This is a genomic window from Pantoea sp. AG1095 (assembly GCF_003208415.1).
Taxonomy (GTDB): domain Bacteria; phylum Pseudomonadota; class Gammaproteobacteria; order Enterobacterales; family Enterobacteriaceae; genus Pantoea; species Pantoea leporis.
The window spans coordinates 22,998-42,093 of sequence record NZ_QKMJ01000002.1 but is presented as its reverse complement, the minus strand read 5'-3'; the positions used below and the strand labels follow the sequence as shown (position 1 = coordinate 42,093).

General features: G+C 52.8%; 16 protein-coding genes. 7 read left to right on the top strand and 9 right to left on the bottom strand.

All coding sequences use genetic code 11. The features are described 5' to 3' along the window. Positions 1 to 1,599: a phosphate ABC transporter permease PstA gene (pstA, locus tag DEU53_RS06775; RefSeq protein ID WP_101763508.1), complete on the bottom strand. Its 1,599-nt coding sequence runs from the start codon at positions 1,597 to 1,599 to the stop codon at positions 1 to 3. Further along, positions 1,596 to 3,689, bottom strand: coding sequence for an ABC transporter permease subunit (locus DEU53_RS06770; protein WP_110866481.1), 2,094 nt, complete (start codon positions 3,687 to 3,689; stop codon positions 1,596 to 1,598). The genes pstA and DEU53_RS06770 overlap by 4 nt, the downstream gene beginning before the upstream one ends. Before the next feature lie 182 nt (positions 3,690 to 3,871). Here DEU53_RS06770 and ppk1 point away from each other — a divergent pair, with 182 nt between their 5' ends. From ppk1 to mgtE, 5 genes are all read left to right on the top strand, one after another. Continuing rightward, entirely contained in the window at positions 3,872 to 5,932 is a 2,061-nt protein-coding gene (gene ppk1, locus DEU53_RS06765) for a polyphosphate kinase 1 (protein ID WP_101763506.1), read from the top strand. Positions 5,933 to 5,937: 5 nt separating this feature from the next. After that, positions 5,938 to 7,464 (top strand): exopolyphosphatase, encoded by a 1,527-nt coding sequence (gene ppx / locus DEU53_RS06760; protein ID WP_110866480.1) that lies wholly within the window; start codon positions 5,938 to 5,940, stop codon positions 7,462 to 7,464. Positions 7,465 to 7,485: 21 nt separating this feature from the next. Beyond that, positions 7,486 to 8,091: a tellurite resistance methyltransferase TehB gene (gene tehB / locus DEU53_RS06755; protein WP_110866479.1), complete on the top strand. Its 606-nt coding sequence runs from the start codon at positions 7,486 to 7,488 to the stop codon at positions 8,089 to 8,091. Between the two features lie 153 nt (positions 8,092 to 8,244). Beyond that, positions 8,245 to 8,430: a YfgG family protein gene (locus DEU53_RS06750; RefSeq protein ID WP_110866478.1), complete on the top strand. Its 186-nt coding sequence runs from the start codon at positions 8,245 to 8,247 to the stop codon at positions 8,428 to 8,430. A gap of 121 nt (positions 8,431 to 8,551) precedes the next feature. After that, on the top strand, positions 8,552 to 9,985 hold the full coding sequence (mgtE, locus tag DEU53_RS06745) for a magnesium transporter (RefSeq protein WP_110866477.1): 1,434 nt from the start codon (positions 8,552 to 8,554) through the stop codon (positions 9,983 to 9,985). On the opposite strand, the gene DEU53_RS06740 is transcribed toward mgtE, so the two are convergent. Then, on the bottom strand, positions 9,982 to 10,482 hold the full coding sequence (locus DEU53_RS06740; protein ID WP_110866476.1) for an AlpA family transcriptional regulator: 501 nt from the start codon (positions 10,480 to 10,482) through the stop codon (positions 9,982 to 9,984). The genes mgtE and DEU53_RS06740 overlap by 4 nt on opposite strands. A gap of 13 nt (positions 10,483 to 10,495) precedes the next feature. Continuing rightward, positions 10,496 to 10,753, bottom strand: coding sequence for a hypothetical protein (locus DEU53_RS23125; protein ID WP_110866475.1), 258 nt, complete (start codon positions 10,751 to 10,753; stop codon positions 10,496 to 10,498). Positions 10,754 to 10,969: 216 nt separating this feature from the next. On the opposite strand from DEU53_RS23125, the gene DEU53_RS06730 reads away from it, so the two are divergent. Beyond that, the gene (locus DEU53_RS06730; RefSeq protein WP_101763499.1) at positions 10,970 to 11,149 is read left to right on the top strand and encodes a DUF2158 domain-containing protein; all 180 of its coding nucleotides are present in this window, start codon (positions 10,970 to 10,972) and stop codon (positions 11,147 to 11,149) included. A 27-nt stretch (positions 11,150 to 11,176) separates the two neighbouring features. Here the strand turns inward: DEU53_RS06730 and DEU53_RS06725 are convergent, their stop codons facing one another. From DEU53_RS06725 to guaB, 5 genes are all read right to left on the bottom strand, one after another. Continuing rightward, the gene (locus tag DEU53_RS06725) at positions 11,177 to 11,953 is read right to left on the bottom strand and encodes a DUF3750 domain-containing protein (protein WP_008108318.1); all 777 of its coding nucleotides are present in this window, start codon (positions 11,951 to 11,953) and stop codon (positions 11,177 to 11,179) included. A gap of 387 nt (positions 11,954 to 12,340) precedes the next feature. Then, a complete protein-coding gene (locus DEU53_RS06720) occupies positions 12,341 to 13,132 on the bottom strand; it encodes a restriction endonuclease (RefSeq protein WP_110866474.1) in 792 nt (263 codons plus the stop codon). Next, a complete protein-coding gene (locus tag DEU53_RS06715) occupies positions 13,122 to 14,210 on the bottom strand; it encodes a hypothetical protein (RefSeq protein WP_110866473.1) in 1,089 nt (362 codons plus the stop codon). Before DEU53_RS06715 ends, DEU53_RS06720 begins: the two co-directional genes overlap by 11 nt. Positions 14,211 to 14,431: 221 nt before the next feature. Then, a complete protein-coding gene (guaA, locus tag DEU53_RS06710) occupies positions 14,432 to 16,012 on the bottom strand; it encodes a glutamine-hydrolyzing GMP synthase (RefSeq protein WP_101763498.1) in 1,581 nt (526 codons plus the stop codon). A 72-nt stretch (positions 16,013 to 16,084) separates the two neighbouring features. Then, positions 16,085 to 17,551, bottom strand: coding sequence for an IMP dehydrogenase (gene guaB / locus DEU53_RS06705; RefSeq protein ID WP_110866472.1), 1,467 nt, complete (start codon positions 17,549 to 17,551; stop codon positions 16,085 to 16,087). Positions 17,552 to 17,720: 169 nt separating this feature from the next. Between guaB and xseA the strand changes: the two genes are divergently transcribed. After that, positions 17,721 to 19,094 (top strand): exodeoxyribonuclease VII large subunit, encoded by a 1,374-nt coding sequence (gene xseA, locus DEU53_RS06700; RefSeq protein ID WP_110866471.1) that lies wholly within the window; start codon positions 17,721 to 17,723, stop codon positions 19,092 to 19,094. Positions 19,095 to 19,096: the final 2 nt, after the last annotated feature.

Sequence of the window (19,096 nt, the reverse complement as noted above, 5' to 3'; positions counted from 1 at the left end):
TTAGTGCGTCATAATCCGGTAACGCTCACGCAGCCGATGGCGCAACGCCATCGCCAGCAGATTGAGCGACAGGATGATCACCACCAGCAGCAAAGCGGTGGCGTAAACCAGCGGTCGATCAGCATCGATGTTAGGGCTCTGGAACGCCAAATCGTAGATCTGAAAACCGAGGTGCATGAATTTGCGATCGAGGTGCAGATAAGGGAACACCGCATCAACCGGCAGCTCCGGCACCATCTTCACCACGCCCACCAGCATCAGCGGCGCGGTTTCTCCAGCCGCACGCGCCACCGCCAGAATCAAGCCGGTAAGCATGGCCGGTACCGCCAGCGGCAGCACCACGCGCCACAGCGTTTCCGCCTGCGTTGCGCCCAGCGCAAGCGATCCCTGACGCAGATTATCCGGAATGCGCGACAATCCCTCTTCGGTGGCAACGATCACCACCGGCAGCGTCAGCAGCGCCAGCGTCAGCGCGGCCCACAGCAAGCCCGGCGTACCAAAAGTCGGATTGGGTAAGGCGCTGGAGAAAAACAGCTGGTCGAGGGTGCCGCCAATCAGCCAGACAAAGAAACCGAGGCCAAACACGCCGTAGACAATTGACGGCACGCCCGCAAGATTAACCACCGCGATGCGCACCAGCCGCGTCAGTGCATTGCGTCCGGCGTATTCGTGTAGCCATACCGCCGCGATGACGCCGAGCGGCATGACGATAATCGACATCAACAGCACCATCAGCACGGTGCCAAAAATCGCCGGAAACGCCCCGCTCTCGCCGCCACCGGAAGTCGGTGAATCGCTGACGAATTGCCAAATCTGACCGAAGAAGTGCAGCGTTTTGTTGGTTAAGGTCATGGCATTCGGATACCACGCATCCACCACCTGCGCCAATGGGATGGTGTGATCCACGCCGTTCACATCGCGCAGCACCAGCGTATCGCGCTGACTTTCGTGCTGCAGATGGGTTAACTGCTGCGCCAGCGCGTTAAAGCGGCGCTGTAACGCCGTGCGATTGGCATCAAACTCAGACTGCACTTCCAGGCTGAAGCGGCCGTTACGCTGCTGCTCATCGGCCTGCTGCTGTAGGCTTTCCAGCTGTGCATTAAGGCGCGCCATCTCAATGCGGCGGATGTTACTCGCCTGGCGCAGCTGCTCATGTACCTGCTGCAAACGCTGATGCAGCAAGGCATCGCGGCTTTGAGCGGTCATGACTTCGTTATCCTGGCGCAGCTCCACCAGCCAGCCATAGGCGTTACCGCCGTTGCGGCGCTGCAGCACCAACACATCAGCAGGACGACGGGTTTTCGCCTCGCCCTGACTGTAGAGCACGCGGAAATCCGGCGCGGCAAAGTCACGGTTGCCGGTTTTCACCACATAGCGCCACTGTTCGCCCTGCTGCTGCTTTTGCAAGGTTTCACCCAGCACCATCACCGGGCTGCCTTGCGGCGGCTGGAACTGATATTGATCGACCGGCTGCGGCCAGAAGGCACGCACGCCCTGCCAGCCGAGCAAACCAATCAGCAAGGTAAACGCCAGCAGGCAAACCGCGACGGCGCCAGCGGTGAGCCAGCGCCAGCGATCGTTTTGTTTCATCGCCGTCATCCGTGGCCCTCATGCTGGCTGTAGCGTTGGCGCAAGCGCTGACGAATCAACTCGGCGATGGTGTTGATCACCAAGGTGAAGATCAACAGCAACAACGCACTGAGGAACAGAATGCGATAATGCGCGCTGCCCGCTGCGGCTTCGGGCATCTCAATGGCAATGTTGGCGGAGAGCGCACGCAGGCCAGCAAATAAGCCGCCTTCGCTAACCGGCGTGTTGCCGGTGGCCATCAGCACAATCATCGTCTCGCCGACGGCGCGGCCAAAGCCAATCATTAAGGCGGCGAAGATGCCCGCGGAGGCACCCGGCAGCACTACACGCGTCAGGGTTTGCCACGGCGTGGCGCCCAGCGCCAGCGAGCCCTGCCCGAGCGCGCCCGGCACGCTGAACAGCGCATCTTCCGATAGGGTGAAAATCAGCGGCACCAGTGCAAAACCCATCGCCAGCGCAGCAACTAATAAGTTGCGCTGTTCGTAATGCGCTAAACGCTCGCCAATCTCCGGCCAGAACAGCGTTGGCAGCCACAGCGTCAGCAACGTCACCACTAACATTAGCGGCAGCAGCAGAATCACTTCAAAACCGGGACGTCGCCAGCTGGCCGGCAAACGCGGACTCAGCACGCCGCACAATAATAAGGTCGCGGCCAACACCGGCGGCAGTAGCAGCACACCAACCAGCGCGGTGCTGATGTGCGGTGCCAGCCACACGCCAGCGATTAAACCAATTACCACGCTGGGCAGCGCGCCCATCATTTCGATCGCCGGTTTCACCCAGCGACGTAAACCCGGCGACATAAACCAGGCGGTATACATCGCGGCGGCCAGCGCCAGCGGCGTGGCAAACAGCAGCGCCAGACTGGCGGCTTTTAGCGTGCCCAGTACCAGCGGCATCAGGCTGAACTTGGCTTGATAGCTGTCGCCCGCCGCGGTGGATTGCCATACCCAATCGGCCTGCGGATAGTTTTCGTACCAGATTTTTTGCCACAGGTTGCGCCAGGTGAAGTCCGGCCACGGGTTATCCAGCGCAAACTGTTGCCACTCCCCGGCGCGTTCAATGATCAAGGCATCACCGTGCGGCGCGAAGGCCAGTGCCTGAATGCCCGGTGCCAGCTGACGCGTTAAAATCGCGCCCTGCTGCTTGCTGGCGAACAGCTGTACCTTGCCCTGCGCATCGTAAGTGGCAAACACGCGGCGCTGCGGCTCCGGCGTTATTCCGCGTACCTGCTGGCTACCGTTGAAGGTGTGAATCTGTTGTAAGCGCGGCCCATTATTACTGGCGATAGCGAACCATTGCTGTACGCCTTGCGCATCCTGAATCAGCAAGGTGCGTCCACCGGCCAGCATATGCAGGCTTTGCGGCGGTAGATTGAGGGTTTGCGTTTCACGTAACTGTGCGCCATCAGATGTGATTTGCCACACGCGCAGTAAGCGCCCGCTGCTGGCGTAGAGCAAGGTGCCATCCGGCGACAGCAGCAGATGATCGGCCTGCTGCTGGGGCAACAGGATCTGATTCACTTTTTGCTGATTTTCCAGCGTCAGCAGGCTGATGCCGGCTGCGGTTTGCGCCGCGATCAACCATTGATGGTCGTTGAGAGCGGTCAGCGCCATGTTACTGACCGGGCCTTGCGGTAAGCGCAGCGGACGATCGCCGAGCGGGAAGCCCCATTCGCCGCTGCCGTTGCGGATAACCGGTTGCATTAACAGCAGTTCGCCCTGCATATTGAGCAGCACGCTGCGGTTATCAAAGCTTGCGATCGCCGCATCGGGTTTGCCATTCAGCGCCAGTGCGGGAGCGGCAGGTTGACCATCAAGCGGAATAAAGCGCGCTTCGTTGCGGCTGATGCGCCAGCCTAAATGGCCGTCGCTGCCCATCGCCAGCATTGGGGCTTTGTCCCACAGCTGAATATTGGTGGTGGCATGCATTCCCGGCGCGCTAAACAGCGGCAACACCACCCAGATCAACCAGAAGAACAGCAGTAACATCAGCAGCAAAATTCCCACGCCGCAAGCTGTGACGACGCGGCGCACTAAATTATCAGTGGCGCGTCGACGACGGTCGCTAAAGTGGACGGGAATACGATTTATGCTCATGCAGGCCAGGTTACCGGTGGAAACAAGTCGCTATGTTGCCCGTAGCTGATTGATAAGACAACCTTTGACGTTGGACAAGCCTGCCATACTCTCGCCATAATGGTGACGGACACTGAGCGGTAACGCATTTTTGCGTCTTTTCCGCCGGACATTCCGTCCAGCATCAGCATCTCGGAGTCAGAATGGGTCAGGATAAGCTGTATATAGAAAAAGAATTAAGCTGGTTAAGCTTCAATGAACGTGTGTTACAGGAAGCCTCGGATAAAAGTAATCCGCTGATTGAACGCATGCGCTTCCTCGGGATTTACTCCAATAACCTCGAAGAGTTCTATAAAGTGCGCTTTGCCGATCTCAAGCGGCGAATTCTGATCAGCGAAGAGCAAGGCAAACCGACCTCTTTGCGGCATCTGTTAAAGAAAATTCAGCTGCGGGTGCAGAAATCGGATCAGGAGTTTGATGCGCTCTACAACGATCTGCTGCTGGAAATGGCGCGTAATCAGATCTTCCTGATTAACGAACGTCAACTGTCACCGAATCAGCAAGAGTGGCTGCGCTACTACTTCAAACATCAATTACGCCAGCACGTTACGCCGATTCTGATTAACCATGACACCGATCTGATCGAATTCCTGAAAGACGATTACACCTATCTGGCGGTGGAGATCATTCGCGGCGACGATATTCGTTATGCGCTGCTGGAGATCCCGTCGGATAAAGTGCCGCGCTTTATAAACTTGCCGGCTGAGTCGCCACGCCGGCGCAAGCCAATGATTCTGCTGGATAACATCCTGCGCTATTGCCTCGATGAAATTTTCAAAGGCTTCTTCGATTACGATACGCTGAACGCCTATTCGATGAAGATGACGCGCGACGCCGAATACGATCTGGTTACAGAGATGGAATCGAGCCTGCTGGAGCTGATGTCGTCGAGCCTGAAGCAGCGTCTCAATGCCGAGCCGGTTCGTTTTGTTTATCAGCGCGATATGCCGGATGCGATGGTGGAAATGCTGCGCCATAAGCTGTCGATTTCGAACTACGATTCGATTGTGCCCGGCGGCCGCTACCATAACTTTAAAGATTTCATCGGCTTCCCGAACGTTGGTAAAAGCAATCTGGAAAACCGTCCGCTGCCGCAGATTCGCCACATCGGCTTTGACGGCTTCCGCAACGGCTTCGACGCCATCCGCAATCGCGATGTGCTGCTCTACTATCCGTATCACACCTTTGAGCATGTGCTGGAGCTGCTGCGTCAGGCCTCGTTCGACCCGAACGTGCTGGCGATTAAGATCAATATTTACCGCGTAGCGAAAAACTCGCGCATCATGGATGCGATGATTCACGCCGCCTATAACGGTAAGAAAGTCACGGTGGTGGTGGAACTGCAGGCGCGCTTCGATGAAGAGGCCAACATCCGCTGGGCGAAACGCCTGACCGAAGCGGGCGTGCATGTGATCTTCTCCGCGCCGGGTCTGAAAATTCACGCCAAGCTGTTCCTGATTTCGCGCCGTGAAGGCGAAGAAGTGGTGCGTTATGCGCATATCGGTACCGGGAACTTCAACGAAAAAACCGCGCGCATTTATACTGACTATTCATTGCTGACCGCCGATGCGCGCATCACCAATGAAGTGCGTCGCGTGTTCAACTTCATTGAGAATCCGTATCGTCCGGTCACTTTCGAGCATTTGCTGGTGTCACCGCAGAACTCGCGTGACGTGCTGTATAAGTTCATTGATGCCGAGATCGCCAACGCGCAGCAAGGCAATCCTGCTGGCATTACGTTGAAGATCAACAACCTGGTGGATAATGGTTTAGTTGATCGACTTTACGCCGCCTCGTCGGCAGGCGTGAAAGTGAATCTGCTGGTGCGCGGCATGTGTTCGCTGATTCCTGATTTACCGGGCATCAGTGAAAATATTCGCATTACCAGCATCGTTGACCGCTATCTCGAACACGACCGCGTCTATATTTTTGAGAACGGCGGCGAGAAAAAGGTGTTCCTCTCTTCCGCGGACTGGATGACGCGTAACATAGACCACCGCATTGAAGTAGCCGTGGCGATTCTTGATCCCCGCGTGAAGCAGCGCATATTGGACATCATCGCCATTCTGTTTAGTGATACGGTGAAAGCCCGCATCGTCGATAAAGAGCTGAGTAATCGTTATGTGCCGCGCGGCAACCGTAAAAAGGTGCGTTCGCAACTGGCCATTTATGACTACATCAAGAAACTGGAACAACCCGAATAACGCCTATGCCAATCTCACATAAAAGTACGCCGAAACCTCAGGAATTCGCGGCAATCGACCTCGGCTCGAACAGCTTCCATATGGTCATTGCCCGCGTGGTGGATGGCGCTTTGCAAGTGCTGGGACGCCTGAAACAGCGCGTGCATCTGGCCGATGGGCTGGATGCGCACAATCGCCTGAGCGAAGAAGCGATTGAGCGCGGGCTGAGCTGTCTGGCGTTGTTCGCCGAACGTTTGCAGGGCTTCAGTTCCGCCAACGTGACGATCGTCGGCACGCACACGCTGCGTATCGCCAGCAATGCGGAAGAGTTTCTGCAGCGCGCGGCCGAGGTGATTCCCTATCCGATCGAGGTGATCTCCGGCAACGAAGAAGCGCGTCTGATTTTTATGGGCGTGGAGCACACGCAGCCGGAAAAAGGCCGCAAGCTGGTGATCGATATCGGCGGCGGCTCCACCGAACTGGTGATTGGGGAAGACTTTGAGCCGCAGCTGGTAGAGAGCCGCCGCATGGGCTGCGTCAGCTTCGCCAATCTCTTCTTCCCCAAAGGCGAAATCACGTCAGAAAACTTCCGCCGCGCGCGCCTCTCCGCTGCGCAAAAGCTGGAAACCATGGCGTGGCAATATCGTCTGCACGGCTGGCAATATGCGCTAGGCGCGTCGGGTTCCATTAAAGCGGCCTGCGAAGTGCTGCTGGCGATGGGCGAAAAAGAGAAGCTGATTACGCCAGAAACGCTGGAATTGCTGACCAGCGAAGTGCTGAAGCATAAGTCGTTTAATGCGCTGAGCCTGCCGGGCTTGTCGGAAGAGCGTAAGGCGGTATTTGTACCGGGCTTAGCAATTTTGTGTGGCGTGTTTGATGCGTTAGCGATTCGCGAGCTGCGTCTCTCTGACGGCGCACTGCGTGAAGGCGTGCTGTATGAGATGGAAGGCCGTTTCCGTCATCAGGACATTCGCAGCCGCACCGCGCAAAGTCTGGCAAATCACTATGCGATTGATAGCGATCAGGCGCGCCGTGTGCTGGAAACCACCGAGAAGCTCTATTTGCAGTGGCAGGAGCAGAATCCCAAGCAAGCCAATCCGCAACTGTCGGCGCTGCTGAAATGGGCCGCGCTGCTGCATGAAGTGGGATTGACAATCAATCACAGCGGCATGCAGCGCCATTCGGCTTACATCCTGCAGAACTCCAACATGCCGGGCTTTAATCAGGATCAACAGATGCTGTTGGCCACGCTGGTACGTTATCACCGCAAAGCGGTGAAGCAGGATGAGATGCCGCGTTTCACCTTGTTTAAAAAGAAACAGTTTCTGCCGATGGTATTCCTGCTGCGTCTTGGCACGCTGCTGAATAATCAGCGCCAGGCGACCACCAAACCGGATTCTCTCAAGCTCAGCACCGACGACGGCCACTGGACGCTGACCTTCCCTGCCGGCTTCCTGAGCCAGAATACGCTGGTGCAGCTGGATCTGGAGCGCGAGCAAGCTTACTGGAATGATGTCACCGGCTGGAAACTGATGCTGGAAGAAGAGGAGTAATGCGGGCAACTGGCCCGCAATCTGGTTATGACGACACGCCCCGATAATTATTACGCTGAACAATACGGCCTCACGCCGACCCATTCTGAAGTGCTGGCGGCCCTGCCTCATCTTGAAGTAGGGAAAGCACTGGATTTGGGCTGCGGCCAGGGCCGCAATAGTCTGTTTCTCAATCAGCATGGCTTTGACGTGACGGCCTGGGACAGCAATCCCGCCAGTCTGGAGCGCCTGAACAGCATCATTGCGGAAGAGAATCTACAGAACATTCACACCGAGCTGTGCGATCTGAATAGCGTGCGCTTCAACGGCAGTTATCAGTTTGTGCTGTCGACCGTGGTGATGATGTTCCTGCAGCCGGCAACCATTCCGCAGCTGATTGCCGATATGCAGGCCAGCACGCGTAAATATGGCTACAACCTGATTGTGGCGGCGATGGATACCGATGATTATCCCAATACGCAAAACTTCCCGTTTGCGTTTAAATCCGGTGAACTCAGCCACTATTACCGCAACTGGCATATTGTGAAGTACAACGAAGAGGTCGGTGAACTGCATCGTCGTGATGAAAACGGTAACCGCATTAAAACCCGTTTCGCCACGCTGCTGGCGCAGAAAGCCAGTTACTGAATTAACGGCCGCTTTGTGCGGCCATTCGATTGTCTGATGTCGATCAGTGCGCTGAACCTTTTTCGCTCATTTTTCACACAGTGATTGCTTTAGCGATCTAAGTGTGACTAAATATTGCCTCCGCCCATCGGGCATTTACAGGAACCACCCCGCGTGAACAGCGCTATCTCTGCACGAAGACGTCCCAAAACTGGCACCATGACCCGCATTGTTTTACTGGTCAGCTTCTTAATTTTGTTCGGCCGCCTGCTTTTCATCATTCCCGGTGCCATCGAGCATCATCAGCAAAAGAAAGCCATCCCTGAACCGGTCACGCTGAGCACCAGTGATTCGCGCTAAATAATCTGCGGGTCGGCTGTCGCTGCTAAACATTGTCCTTTGAGACAATGCTGCTTTTTACGTCCTGTTACCCGCAACGCGCTACACTGTGAGCTGACTTTACAGACACAAGGAACGCGTTATGTCTGCTTCGCATTCACAAAAATTAGCTGAAACCCGTCATCACATTCTCAACCTGCTGCTCAACGAGCATGATCTGGTTGATGTTCTGCTGGATAAATCCGTCGATCTGAATGCCGCCGAACTGCGTGATATCACCGACTGGCGTCATGAATTAGAGCTTGAGCTGCAGCAATTGCACGCCGCGGATTTAGCCGACATCCTCGAAGCCTTGCCGGAAGAAGAGCGTCAGGCGCTGTGGCGTTTAGTGCCGACGGCACAGCGCGGTCACGTTCTGGTTGAGGCTTCAGAAACCGTTTGGGCCAGCCTGACGGAAGAAATGTCTGATCGCGATATTCTGCACGCCATCGAGCCGCTGGATATCGACGATCAGGTATATCTGGCGCGCTACCTGCCGCGCGATTTAACCGGACGTCTGCTCACCACCCTTGAACCTAGCCTGCGCGCGCGACTGATGAGCGTGATCGAGCTGGATCGCGATCGCGTCGGGCAGATCATGGATTTCAATATCCTGACGGTGCGCTCTGACGTGACCTTAGCCACGGTGCAGCGCTATCTGCGTAAAGGCAAAAAAATGCCTGACGGCACCGATAAGATCTTTATCACCGACGAACAGAATCAACTGGTAGGTGAGTTAACGCTCACTGATATTCTGCTCAACAAACCGAAGATGCTGGTCGCAGAAGTGATGAATTCGCATCCCACCACGTTTCAGCTCAACGATAAAGCGGAAGACGCCGCCAGCGCGTTTGAACGTTATAACCTGATCTCCGCTGCGGTCACCGATGCTCAAGGCAAACTGATTGGCCGTATCACCATTGAAGACGTGGTCGATTTGGTGAACGAAGAGAACGAAAGCAACATCCGTAAAATGGGGGGTATCAGCCAGGGCGAAGACGTGTTTGCGCCGGTGCGCAAAGCGGTGGGTAAACGCTGGGCCTGGCTGGCGGTTAACCTGTGTACCGCATTTGTCGCTTCGCGCGTGATTGGCCTGTTTGAAGCCACCATATCGCAGCTGGTTGCGCTGGCGGCGCTGATGCCAATCGTCGCCGGCATCGGCGGCAACACCGGCAATCAAACCATTACCATGATTGTGCGTGCGCTGGCGCTGCATCAGGTTGAACCGGGTAACTTCTCGTTCCTGATCATGCGTGAACTCGGCGTGGCATTGATTAACGGCCTGTTCTGGGGCGGCATTATGGGCGGCGTCACCTGGCTGATGTACGACAACCTGCAACTCGGCGGCGTGATGATGCTGGCGATGGTGCTGAACCTGCTGCTGGCCGCGCTGATGGGCGTGCTGATTCCGTTAATCATGACCAAAATGAAACGCGATCCCGCCGTTGGCTCTAGCGTGCTGATCACCGCGATCACCGATACCGGCGGATTCTTTATCTTCCTTGGTCTGGCGACGATATTTTTGCTGCATCATTAAGGCTTTAAACAGTGTGCGTAACGTTGCAGCATCTGCTGTAAATTGAGTTGCAACGTTGCGCGCGCCAGTTCACTCATTGCTGGATTGACCCGCGTTGAACCACGCTGATTTAACCACTCCAGCACATCGATTAAATGCCATATGGCTGTTTTTCCATCATGAATCGGACGCGGAAACTGCGGGCTATGGCTGAGCATCAGCTTGCGCATGTTCTGCCGCGAAACTCCTATCAACTCTGCGATATCCGTCAGCCCGACTAAATCTGGCGCGGCTTCAATCAGTTCCGCATCTGGCAATGCCTGAAAAACATCCTCCAACGCGCTGCGCACCGCGTCCTGTGCAGTGCTGGCTTCGCGGCAGAACGTCATGCTTAATTTTCCCGCCACCCCCGCGCCAATTAACGCATCAGTGCAGCCTTGCGAACCGAGCCGTTCGATCACTTCATCGATGTCGATCTCATCATTGAGCTGAAAACGCAGCGTAAACTCAAATTCCATGTTTCACTCCTCGTCACTTAACCCGCATAGGGTTTTCACTGCAGTTATCCACCACGCGCCGTAACAGTTTGGCATGCGTTTCAGGATTTTTTGGCGTACTCCAGATGCAGGTAATGCAGTAATCCCCACATCGACACTCTGTCGAATTATCTGGGCAGTACATCTTGCCCCACGCATGGTGACCGCCAACTGCAATCTTCCAACCTCTCGCTTCTGCATATCGCAAAGCTCCTTCGACCGCTTTATGCGGATGCCGCTTCCTCTCTGACATCGCTGGCTACCTTATGCTCACCGCAATAAGTTGTCAACTGACAACCGCGAAGTGTTTCGATACTATTTCAGCGGCGAATGCTGCAGAAAATAACCAGAACGGTCTCAACGCGCTTTGATTCAGTTTTGTGCTGGAAGACAGCGCACAAAATCAAGCGCACAGCGCCTGAAGTGCATATAGACTCTGTTGTTATCACTGACCTGACGGAGAAGAAGCATGTTTAACGTGGATGATTTTGTGCAGTCTAAGACCGGTGGCCCAAAGATGCAGGTGCTGCGCGTGGAAGGCGATATGCTGTGGTGCGCTCGCGTTGACGATCACATCAAGCGTGAAATTGAAGTCAGAGCCGATAGCGTGAATCTGTATCACGAAGACGGCGATTTCGGCGTCTGTTAAAAAAATGGCCCCAAATCGGGGCCATTTTTAGGGATTGTCTCGCTGCACATTATTCTGACCGATGCCGCCGATAAACGGCAGACGCAGCCTAAATGGTGTGAAATCCAGCCCCATGTTTAATCCCAGCAAGTTCACTTCCAGCCCCTCTTCCGCGCCAACCGTCACACCCAACACGCCCAGCAGGGAAAGCTGCACGCCGCGACCTGACGGCGGTAAACCTACCGGATTAAGCAGCGAGCGATAATCTTTGCCGAGCGCGTTAGCCGGCAGGTCGAGCTTCAATGCCGGAACCTCGCGGCCGATATGCGCCATAAAAGTATTGCTGTTGGGTCCCGGCCAGGCGTGATACGTGGTCGGCCAGGGATAGGATTTAATGGCCGCTTCGATCTGCGGAATCATCGCTTCTGCGCTACTGCCGCGATGGTCAACCAGCAGACGCGGCTTCGCACCGTACCAATAACCATCGGGAAGATTGCTGTTACGACGCACTTTATCGCCGCTGCCCCAGCTAATCACTTCGTAACGGTTATAGCGGGTTTCACCGGCGCGCTTGAAGATAATCCACGGATGTACCGCCACCGCGCCCTTCCAGCCATAAGTCGGCGCAGCATAAACCTGCACGATAGCTTCTGCCGCATAACGCTGCGGATCCGGTGCGATACCGGCCGAATCGCGCCTTGCGGATGCCCAGCCACCGCGTTCAGAGGTGAGCTCACCGCTTCGCGTTGCCTGCGCCAAGCTCGCGCCTAATGAAAGCAAGATGATGCAAAGAAAAGAGATCAGTACGGCTTTGAAAGGCAACATCGACGGCATCCTGATGAGTAAAAATCACTCGCTATCTTGCATCGAAATGGGTGAGTTTGTAATACCTATCTAATAGTGATTTACATAATCTACAAGCAGTCACTCTTCCGCATAATCGATTTGATATTGGTCGCTTAATTTTATCGACCATATTATTATGTTTAAAAAATAAAACCATTAAATATAAACTTAAATCAAACTCACATCTTTAATTATCGCCAAACATTCCACAACCCCCTTTAAAATCGCGCTTGCAATAGCTTTTTGATAAACTCGTCCCAAGAAGAATAAAATGAATAATCGAATAGCCTACCTGATATCTTTGTGAGCTTAATTATACATCAAACCTGATATGACTCTAAAAAACAATATTGATAAGGCGAATTTTTAGTTTCCCACACTTAGGCAACTCCATGTAGCATCAGGATTATTGGCTATTAGATGGGCAATTCTTGACTGGTCAAACAATTCAATTTTGTTCTTTTTTGCAAACTCAATGGCTGGGTCAGTAAAACCATTTCGACTAAAAACCATTAAATGAACAGCATTATGTTTTATTTCAATATATTCAACCTCATCAAACCTAATAAATATAGTATCACCAACCAATTTCCTAATAACTGGAGTGTCAACCTTTTCTAAAAAATATTTAGCCTGACCCAGAATATAAATATCCTCGTTAACAATAAGCTTACCAATAAAGTTATTTAAATTGGTCTTATAACTACCAAAAATATCTATACCTTTATCATTACTATTCTGAGTGGATTTGCACTCGATACCAAAATCCCTTAAAAAAGCTATACAAAAAAGCTCAAACCAAAATCCTTTTCGTTTCCCATGCAATTCAAAAGATTCTATTTTTTTAATTACAGATATAAACAAACTATCTCTATCATTTATTTTTTTTGACAGATAGATACCATCTGCTTCGTCATGAAGAGAAATTATAGGGCAGTCTTCATTTTGTTTTATTTTTTTTAATATATCTTTTAAAAATCTCTCATGATGCGATGAGTTGGGATCAGTAAGGGCATCAATATATTCTTCTTTGTTCGAGAGGGAAATGTCATCCATACTATCTATTAATTCCATAAATAGATAATCAGAACGAACTCTCCCCTCCCAGTGATAGGAAAAAAGAATGTTGATCAAAAATCTTATATCTTTATATTTCATTTAATACTGTAACAATTTTATCAATTTTAGCTTTTATACTCTTAAGTTTGTCCAAATCTTCAATAGCCCAATCCTCCATTAATGGGTAGCTGGAAACATCTTCAAATATGCGATCAAGGATAAGTTGCCACTGCTCTTCTAAATCTATCGCTCTATCACCATCAATCAAGGAATGGAAAGTAATTGGGCTTTCAATATCTACAATATCATTTAACAAACTATTATTTTTATCTAAATCAGCTGTTAAATTATTTGTAATTACATCTCTGAACTGCTTGGTGTTTATTCCCTGATTAGATGCCATCTTGATTAGATCAGGTATTTTTTCAAGCAACTCTTGCTTAATCTCATGTGTTTCGTTTCCTTCCTCAAAAACGATCTCATTAGTTACTGGATCCATTCCAAATATTTCTCGAGTTTCTTTATTTTTATCAATTGCTTCAATATAGCCAAATTTATCTTCCGGTATAGTATCTGACAAATCACTAATTTTTTTATAAATTGTAAACCTTATTACAGCCTGTCTTACCTCATTAACTGTCTTGCCTAACTCATCTGCAATTAACTTATGAATATGACTTGGCTTTGATTCTGGGTTTGCATCCCTAAATCCATCATACATTTTCCTAAGATGTCTAGCTTTAGAAATAGGCTCCCACTCCTTAACAACGGTTACATTTGCTATTCCTTGTGTAACCCTGATTTCTTTATGAAAATCGTCGTCAGTTTCATCGCTTTCTTTTTCGGCTAATAATATCGGGATTTCAGAGTCTTCATTTATACCTTCAATTTTACCTGACTTTAGACACACCGTCCTTGTATTTCCCTCAACAACAACATACTCTCCCATTCCTATTAATGAATCGGAATGTTCATGTGTAGTTATTCTTTGGACGACTATCCTATTGACCCATTTAATATCTACCTGCATAGATCTAAGAAGATCTTTGACATATTTCTTCCCAAGTAAATCTTGCAGCAATAGATTTTGATCCTTAGCACCTTGATTAATAAATCGCGGATTATAGGGATCTATAATTATATCTTTTAACTTCGCGAAACTTGGTATCAATTCCATTTTTGCCTACAATATATTTATTTAAGAGAAATTCATTTAATCTACATAGAAGAGGTGACAAGTATACTATACATTCAATATTAGAAAGATATAGAGTATAAATCTACGATTATAATTACATCATTAATATCTAACTATAAGAAAAAATCATTTTTATCTTATACTAAAAACTAAGCCCGCAATCAAGCGAGCTTAGTTTTTTTATGCATTCAAAGCAGGATTTATTCCCACTCGATCGTCGCAGGTGGTTTACCTGAAATATCATAAACCACGCGGGAAATGCCGTTGACTTCGTTGATGATGCGGTTAGAGACGCGGCCGAGGAAATCGTACGGCAGGTGCGCCCAGTGCGCTGTCATAAAGTCGATGGTTTCCACCGCACGCAGTGAAACAACCCAATCATATTTACGACCATCGCCCATCACGCCAACAGAACGTACTGGCAGGAACACGGTGAACGCCTGGCTGACTTTGTTGTACAGGTCAGCTTTATGCAGCTCTTCGATGAAGATAGCGTCTGCACGGCGCAGCAGGTCGCAGTACTCTTTCTTCACTTCGCCCAGCACGCGCACGCCCAAACCTGGACCTGGGAACGGATGACGATACAGCATGTCGTACGGCAGGCCGAGTTCCAGACCGATTTTACGCACTTCGTCTTTGAACAGCTCTTTCAGCGGCTCAACCAGGCCCATCTTCATCTCTTTCGGCAAACCGCCCACGTTGTGGTGCGATTTGATCACGTGCGCTTTACCGGTGGCAGAAGCCGCCGATTCGATCACGTCAGGATAGATGGTGCCTTGTGCCAGCCACTTCACGTCTTCCAGACGCAGCGCCTGCTCGTCAAACACCTCTACGAATACGCGGCCGATGATTTTACGTTTGGCTTCGGGATCGTTCTCGCCCGCCAGCGCATCAAGGAAGCGCGCTTCTGCCGCAACGTGCACGATGTTCAGACCGAAGTGGTCACCGAACATTTCCAGCACCTGCTCAGCTTCATTCAGACGCAGCAGGCCGTTATCCACGAACACGCAGGTCAGACGCTCGCCGATGGCGCGATGCAGCAGCATCGCGGTCACAGAAGAGTCCACGCCGCCAGACAGACCGAGAATCACTTTGTCATCGCCAACCTGCTGACGAATACGCTCAACCGCATCTTCGATGATTTTGGCTGGCGTCCACAGCGCTTCACAGCCGCAGATGTCACGAATGAAACGCTCAAGCATGCGCAGGCCCTGACGCGTGTGCGTCACTTCCGGGTGGAACTGCACGCCGTAGAATTTCTTCTCTTCGTTAGCCATGATGGCAAACGGACAGGTTTCGGTGCTGGCAACGGTTTCGAAACCGGCTGGGATGGCGGTGACTTTGTCGCCGTGGCTCATCCAAACGTCCAGCAGCGGTTTACCTGCTGCGCTAATCGCATCTTCGATGTCACGCACCAGCGCGCTCTGAGTCAGCACTTCAACCTGCGCATAACCAAATTCGCGCTCGTTAGAGCCTTCAACCTTGCCGCCCAACTGCATCGCCATGGTCTGCATGCCGTAGCAGACGCCCAACACTGGCACACCCGCGTTAAACACGTATTCCGGCGCACGCGGGCTGTTCAGCTCGGTGGTGCTCTCCGGACCGCCAGAGAGAATGATGCCGTTCGGGTTAAACTGGCGAATTTGCTCTTCGGTGACATCCCACGCCCAGAGTTCGCAGTAGACACCCAGCTCGCGCACGCGGCGCGCAACCAGCTGCGTATACTGAGAACCAAAATCGAGGATCAAAATGCGATGTTTATGAATATTTTCAGTCGTCATTGAGGCGTTTCCATTGGGATGGACTTAATAATAAAAGCGCCCGGCGGGTGCCGGGCGCTAAATTTTACGGGATTATGAACCCATGCGGTAGTTTGGTGACTCTTTGGTGATGGTCACGTCATGCACGTGGCTTTCATTGATGCCCGCGCCGCTGTTACGCACGAACTCCGCTTTGGTGCGCAGATCGTCAATGGTCTGGCAACCCGTCAGGCCCATGCAAGAGCGTAAGCCGCCCATCTGCTGGTGCACGATCTCTTTCAGGCGGCCTTTATAGGCCACGCGGCCTTCGATACCTTCCGGTACCAGTTTGTCAGCGGCGTTATCGCTCTGGAAGTAACGATCTGAAGAGCCTTTGGACATCGCGCCCAGTGAACCCATACCGCGATAAGACTTGAACGAACGGCCTTGATACAGCTCGATTTCGCCCGGAGACTCTTCGGTACCAGCTAGCATAGAACCGACCATGACGGCCGCTGCGCCTGCTGCAATCGCTTTAGCGATGTCGCCAGAGAAGCGGATGCCGCCATCAGCGATAACCGGAATGCCGGTGCCTTCCAGCGCGGCAACCGCATCAGAAACCGCGGTGATCTGTGGCACGCCAACACCAGTGACGATACGCGTGGTACAGATTGAGCCAGGACCGATCCCCACTTTCACCGCGCTCACGCCGGCCTGCGCCAGCGCCAATGCGCCTGCGCCGGTGGCAACGTTGCCGCCGATGATTTCCAGGTTCGGGTATTTTGCACGGGTTTCACGAATACGCTGCAGCACGCCTTCAGAGTGACCGTGTGATGAGTCAATCAGCAGCACGTCAACACCGGCAGCAACCAGCGCATCAACGCGCTCTTCATTGCCCGCACCGGCACCAACCGCAGCGCCTACGCGCAGACGGCCTTCCGCATCTTTACACGCGTTAGGTTTACGTTCGGCTTTTTGGAAGTCTTTAACGGTGATCATGCCCAGCAGGTGGAAGCTGTCATCAACAACCAGCGCTTTCTCAACACGTTTTTCATGCATTTTGTGCAGCACAACTTCACGTGCTTCACCCTCTTTCACCGTTACCAGGCGCTCTTTCGGGGTCATCACCGCGGAAACCGGCAAGGTCAGGTCGGTAACAAAACGCACGTCACGCCCCGTGATGATGCCCACTAGCTCGTTGTCGGTGTTCACGACCGGGTAGCCGGCGAAGCCGTTACGTTCGGTCAGCTCTTTCACCGCCGCCAGCGCGGTGGTTGGCAGCACGGTTTGCGGATCGGTAACGACGCCGCTTTCGTGTTTTTTCACCTTACGAACTTCATCCGCCTGGCGCTCAATTGACATGTTTTTGTGAATAAAGCCCAAACCACCTTCCTGCGCCAGCGCAATCGCCAGACCGGCTTCGGTCACGGTGTCCATTGCAGCGGAGAGCATGGGGATGTTCAGACGGATGTTTTTCGTCAGTTGAGTGCTGAGATCAGCGGTGTTCGGTAAGACAGTGGAATGAGCGGGAACGAGCAGAACGTCGTCAAATGTGAGGGCTTCTTTAGCGATTCTTAACATTGCAATATCTCCACCTGGGGGCGATTAAAACAGATAAAATATTGCCGCGGCATTATACAGGCCGAAACCGATTGCCTCCAGTGTTTTTTCAGAAAATGTCTTGATCCTCGGGGCAAGCAATGTAGTATCAGTTGATTAACCCTCTGATTTGAAATTTGATCTACATCACATGTCGCTACCGCCAACCGCCAATATTTTTACCGTCAGCCGCCTGAACACTACGGTGCGCCAACTGCTGGAAAATGAGATGGGCCTGGTGTGGCTCAGCGCTGAAATTTCAAATTTCACTCAGCCCTCTTCCGGTCATTGGTACTTCACGTTGAAGGATGATGGCGCACAAGTGCGCTGCGCGATGTTTCGCAACAGCAACCGTCGCGTCACCTTCCGTCCTCAACATGGCCAGCAAGTGTTAGTGCGCGCCAGCATCACGCTGTATGAGCCGCGCGGCGATTATCAGCTGATTATCGAAAGCATGCATCCGGCCGGTGAAGGCTTGCTGCAGCAGCAATTCGAGCAGCTGAAAGCGCGTTTAGCCGCGGAAGGCTTATTCGATCAACAGTTCAAACAGCCGCTGCCGGATCCGGCGCGTCAGGTGGGCGTGATTACCTCCGCCACCGGCGCGGCGCTGCACGACGTGCTGCGCGTGCTGCATCGACGCGATCCTTCACTGCCGGTGATTATCTATCCCACCGCGGTGCAAGGCGTGGATGCGCCGGCTGGCATTGTGCGTGCCATTGAGCTGGCTAACCAGCGCGATGAGTGTGACGTGCTGATTGTCGGTCGTGGCGGCGGTTCGCTGGAAGATTTGTGGAGCTTCAATGACGAGCGCGTGGCGCGGGCGATTTTTGCCAGCCGCCTGCCGATTGTCAGCGCCGTTGGGCATGAAACCGATGTCACTATCGCTGACTTCGTAGCGGATTTACGTGCGCCGACGCCGTCTGCTGCGGCAGAATTGGTGAGCCGTAATCAGCTTGAACTGTTGCGCCGTTTGCAGTCGCAGCAGCAGCGCATGGAGATGGCGATGGATTTCTATCTGGCTCAGCAGCAGCGTCGCTTCACGCGCATTCAGCACCGCTTGCAGCAGCAGCATCCGCAGCTGCGTCTGGCACGCCAGCAAACCGCGCTCTTCCAGCTGCAGCGCCGTCTCGGTGAAGCGATGGACCAGCGCATGCGTGTGGCCAATCGTCAGCAGGATCGCCTGCTGCAACGCCTTAACGCCCAGCAGCCGCAGGGACGTATTCTGCGCGCTCAGCAGCAGCTCCAGCAATGGCACTATCGCTTACAGCAGGGCATGGAGAAGCAGCTCAATCACAATCGTCAGCGCTTTGGCACGCTGGCGGCACAGCTGGAAGGCGTGAGCCCGCTGGCAACGCTGGCGCGTGGCTTCAGCGTAACCACCGACACCCAAGGTCAGGTGGTGAAGAAAACTCAACAGCTGAGCAAAGGCGACTTGCTGCGCACCCGGCTGGACGATGGTTGGGTGGAAAGCCAGGTTACCGCACTCGAACCGCAGAAATCCCGGAGCCGCAAAGCGCGTTCATAGCG

What these genes read in the sequence shown, in the direction of transcription:
- DEU53_RS06720 (WP_110866474.1), bottom strand. Translation starts at nt 13,132, where the DNA reads ATGAAATATAAAGATATAAGATTTTTGATCAACATTCTTTTTTCCTAT.
- xseA (WP_110866471.1), top strand. Translation starts at nt 17,721, where the DNA reads ATGTCGCTACCGCCAACCGCCAATATTTTTACCGTCAGCCGCCTGAAC.
- DEU53_RS06730 (WP_101763499.1), top strand. Translation starts at nt 10,970, where the DNA reads ATGTTTAACGTGGATGATTTTGTGCAGTCTAAGACCGGTGGCCCAAAG.
- guaB (WP_110866472.1), bottom strand. Translation starts at nt 17,551, where the DNA reads ATGTTAAGAATCGCTAAAGAAGCCCTCACATTTGACGACGTTCTGCTC.
- ppk1 (WP_101763506.1), top strand. Translation starts at nt 3,872, where the DNA reads ATGGGTCAGGATAAGCTGTATATAGAAAAAGAATTAAGCTGGTTAAGC.
- guaA (WP_101763498.1), bottom strand. Translation starts at nt 16,012, where the DNA reads ATGACGACTGAAAATATTCATAAACATCGCATTTTGATCCTCGATTTT.
- DEU53_RS23125 (WP_110866475.1), bottom strand. Translation starts at nt 10,753, where the DNA reads ATGTCAGAGAGGAAGCGGCATCCGCATAAAGCGGTCGAAGGAGCTTTG.
- ppx (WP_110866480.1), top strand. Translation starts at nt 5,938, where the DNA reads ATGCCAATCTCACATAAAAGTACGCCGAAACCTCAGGAATTCGCGGCA.
- DEU53_RS06725 (WP_008108318.1), bottom strand. Translation starts at nt 11,953, where the DNA reads ATGTTGCCTTTCAAAGCCGTACTGATCTCTTTTCTTTGCATCATCTTG.
- DEU53_RS06770 (WP_110866481.1), bottom strand. Translation starts at nt 3,689, where the DNA reads ATGAGCATAAATCGTATTCCCGTCCACTTTAGCGACCGTCGTCGACGC.
- pstA (WP_101763508.1), bottom strand. Translation starts at nt 1,599, where the DNA reads ATGACGGCGATGAAACAAAACGATCGCTGGCGCTGGCTCACCGCTGGC.
- DEU53_RS06715 (WP_110866473.1), bottom strand. Translation starts at nt 14,210, where the DNA reads ATGGAATTGATACCAAGTTTCGCGAAGTTAAAAGATATAATTATAGAT.
- mgtE (WP_110866477.1), top strand. Translation starts at nt 8,552, where the DNA reads ATGTCTGCTTCGCATTCACAAAAATTAGCTGAAACCCGTCATCACATT.
- DEU53_RS06740 (WP_110866476.1), bottom strand. Translation starts at nt 10,482, where the DNA reads ATGGAATTTGAGTTTACGCTGCGTTTTCAGCTCAATGATGAGATCGAC.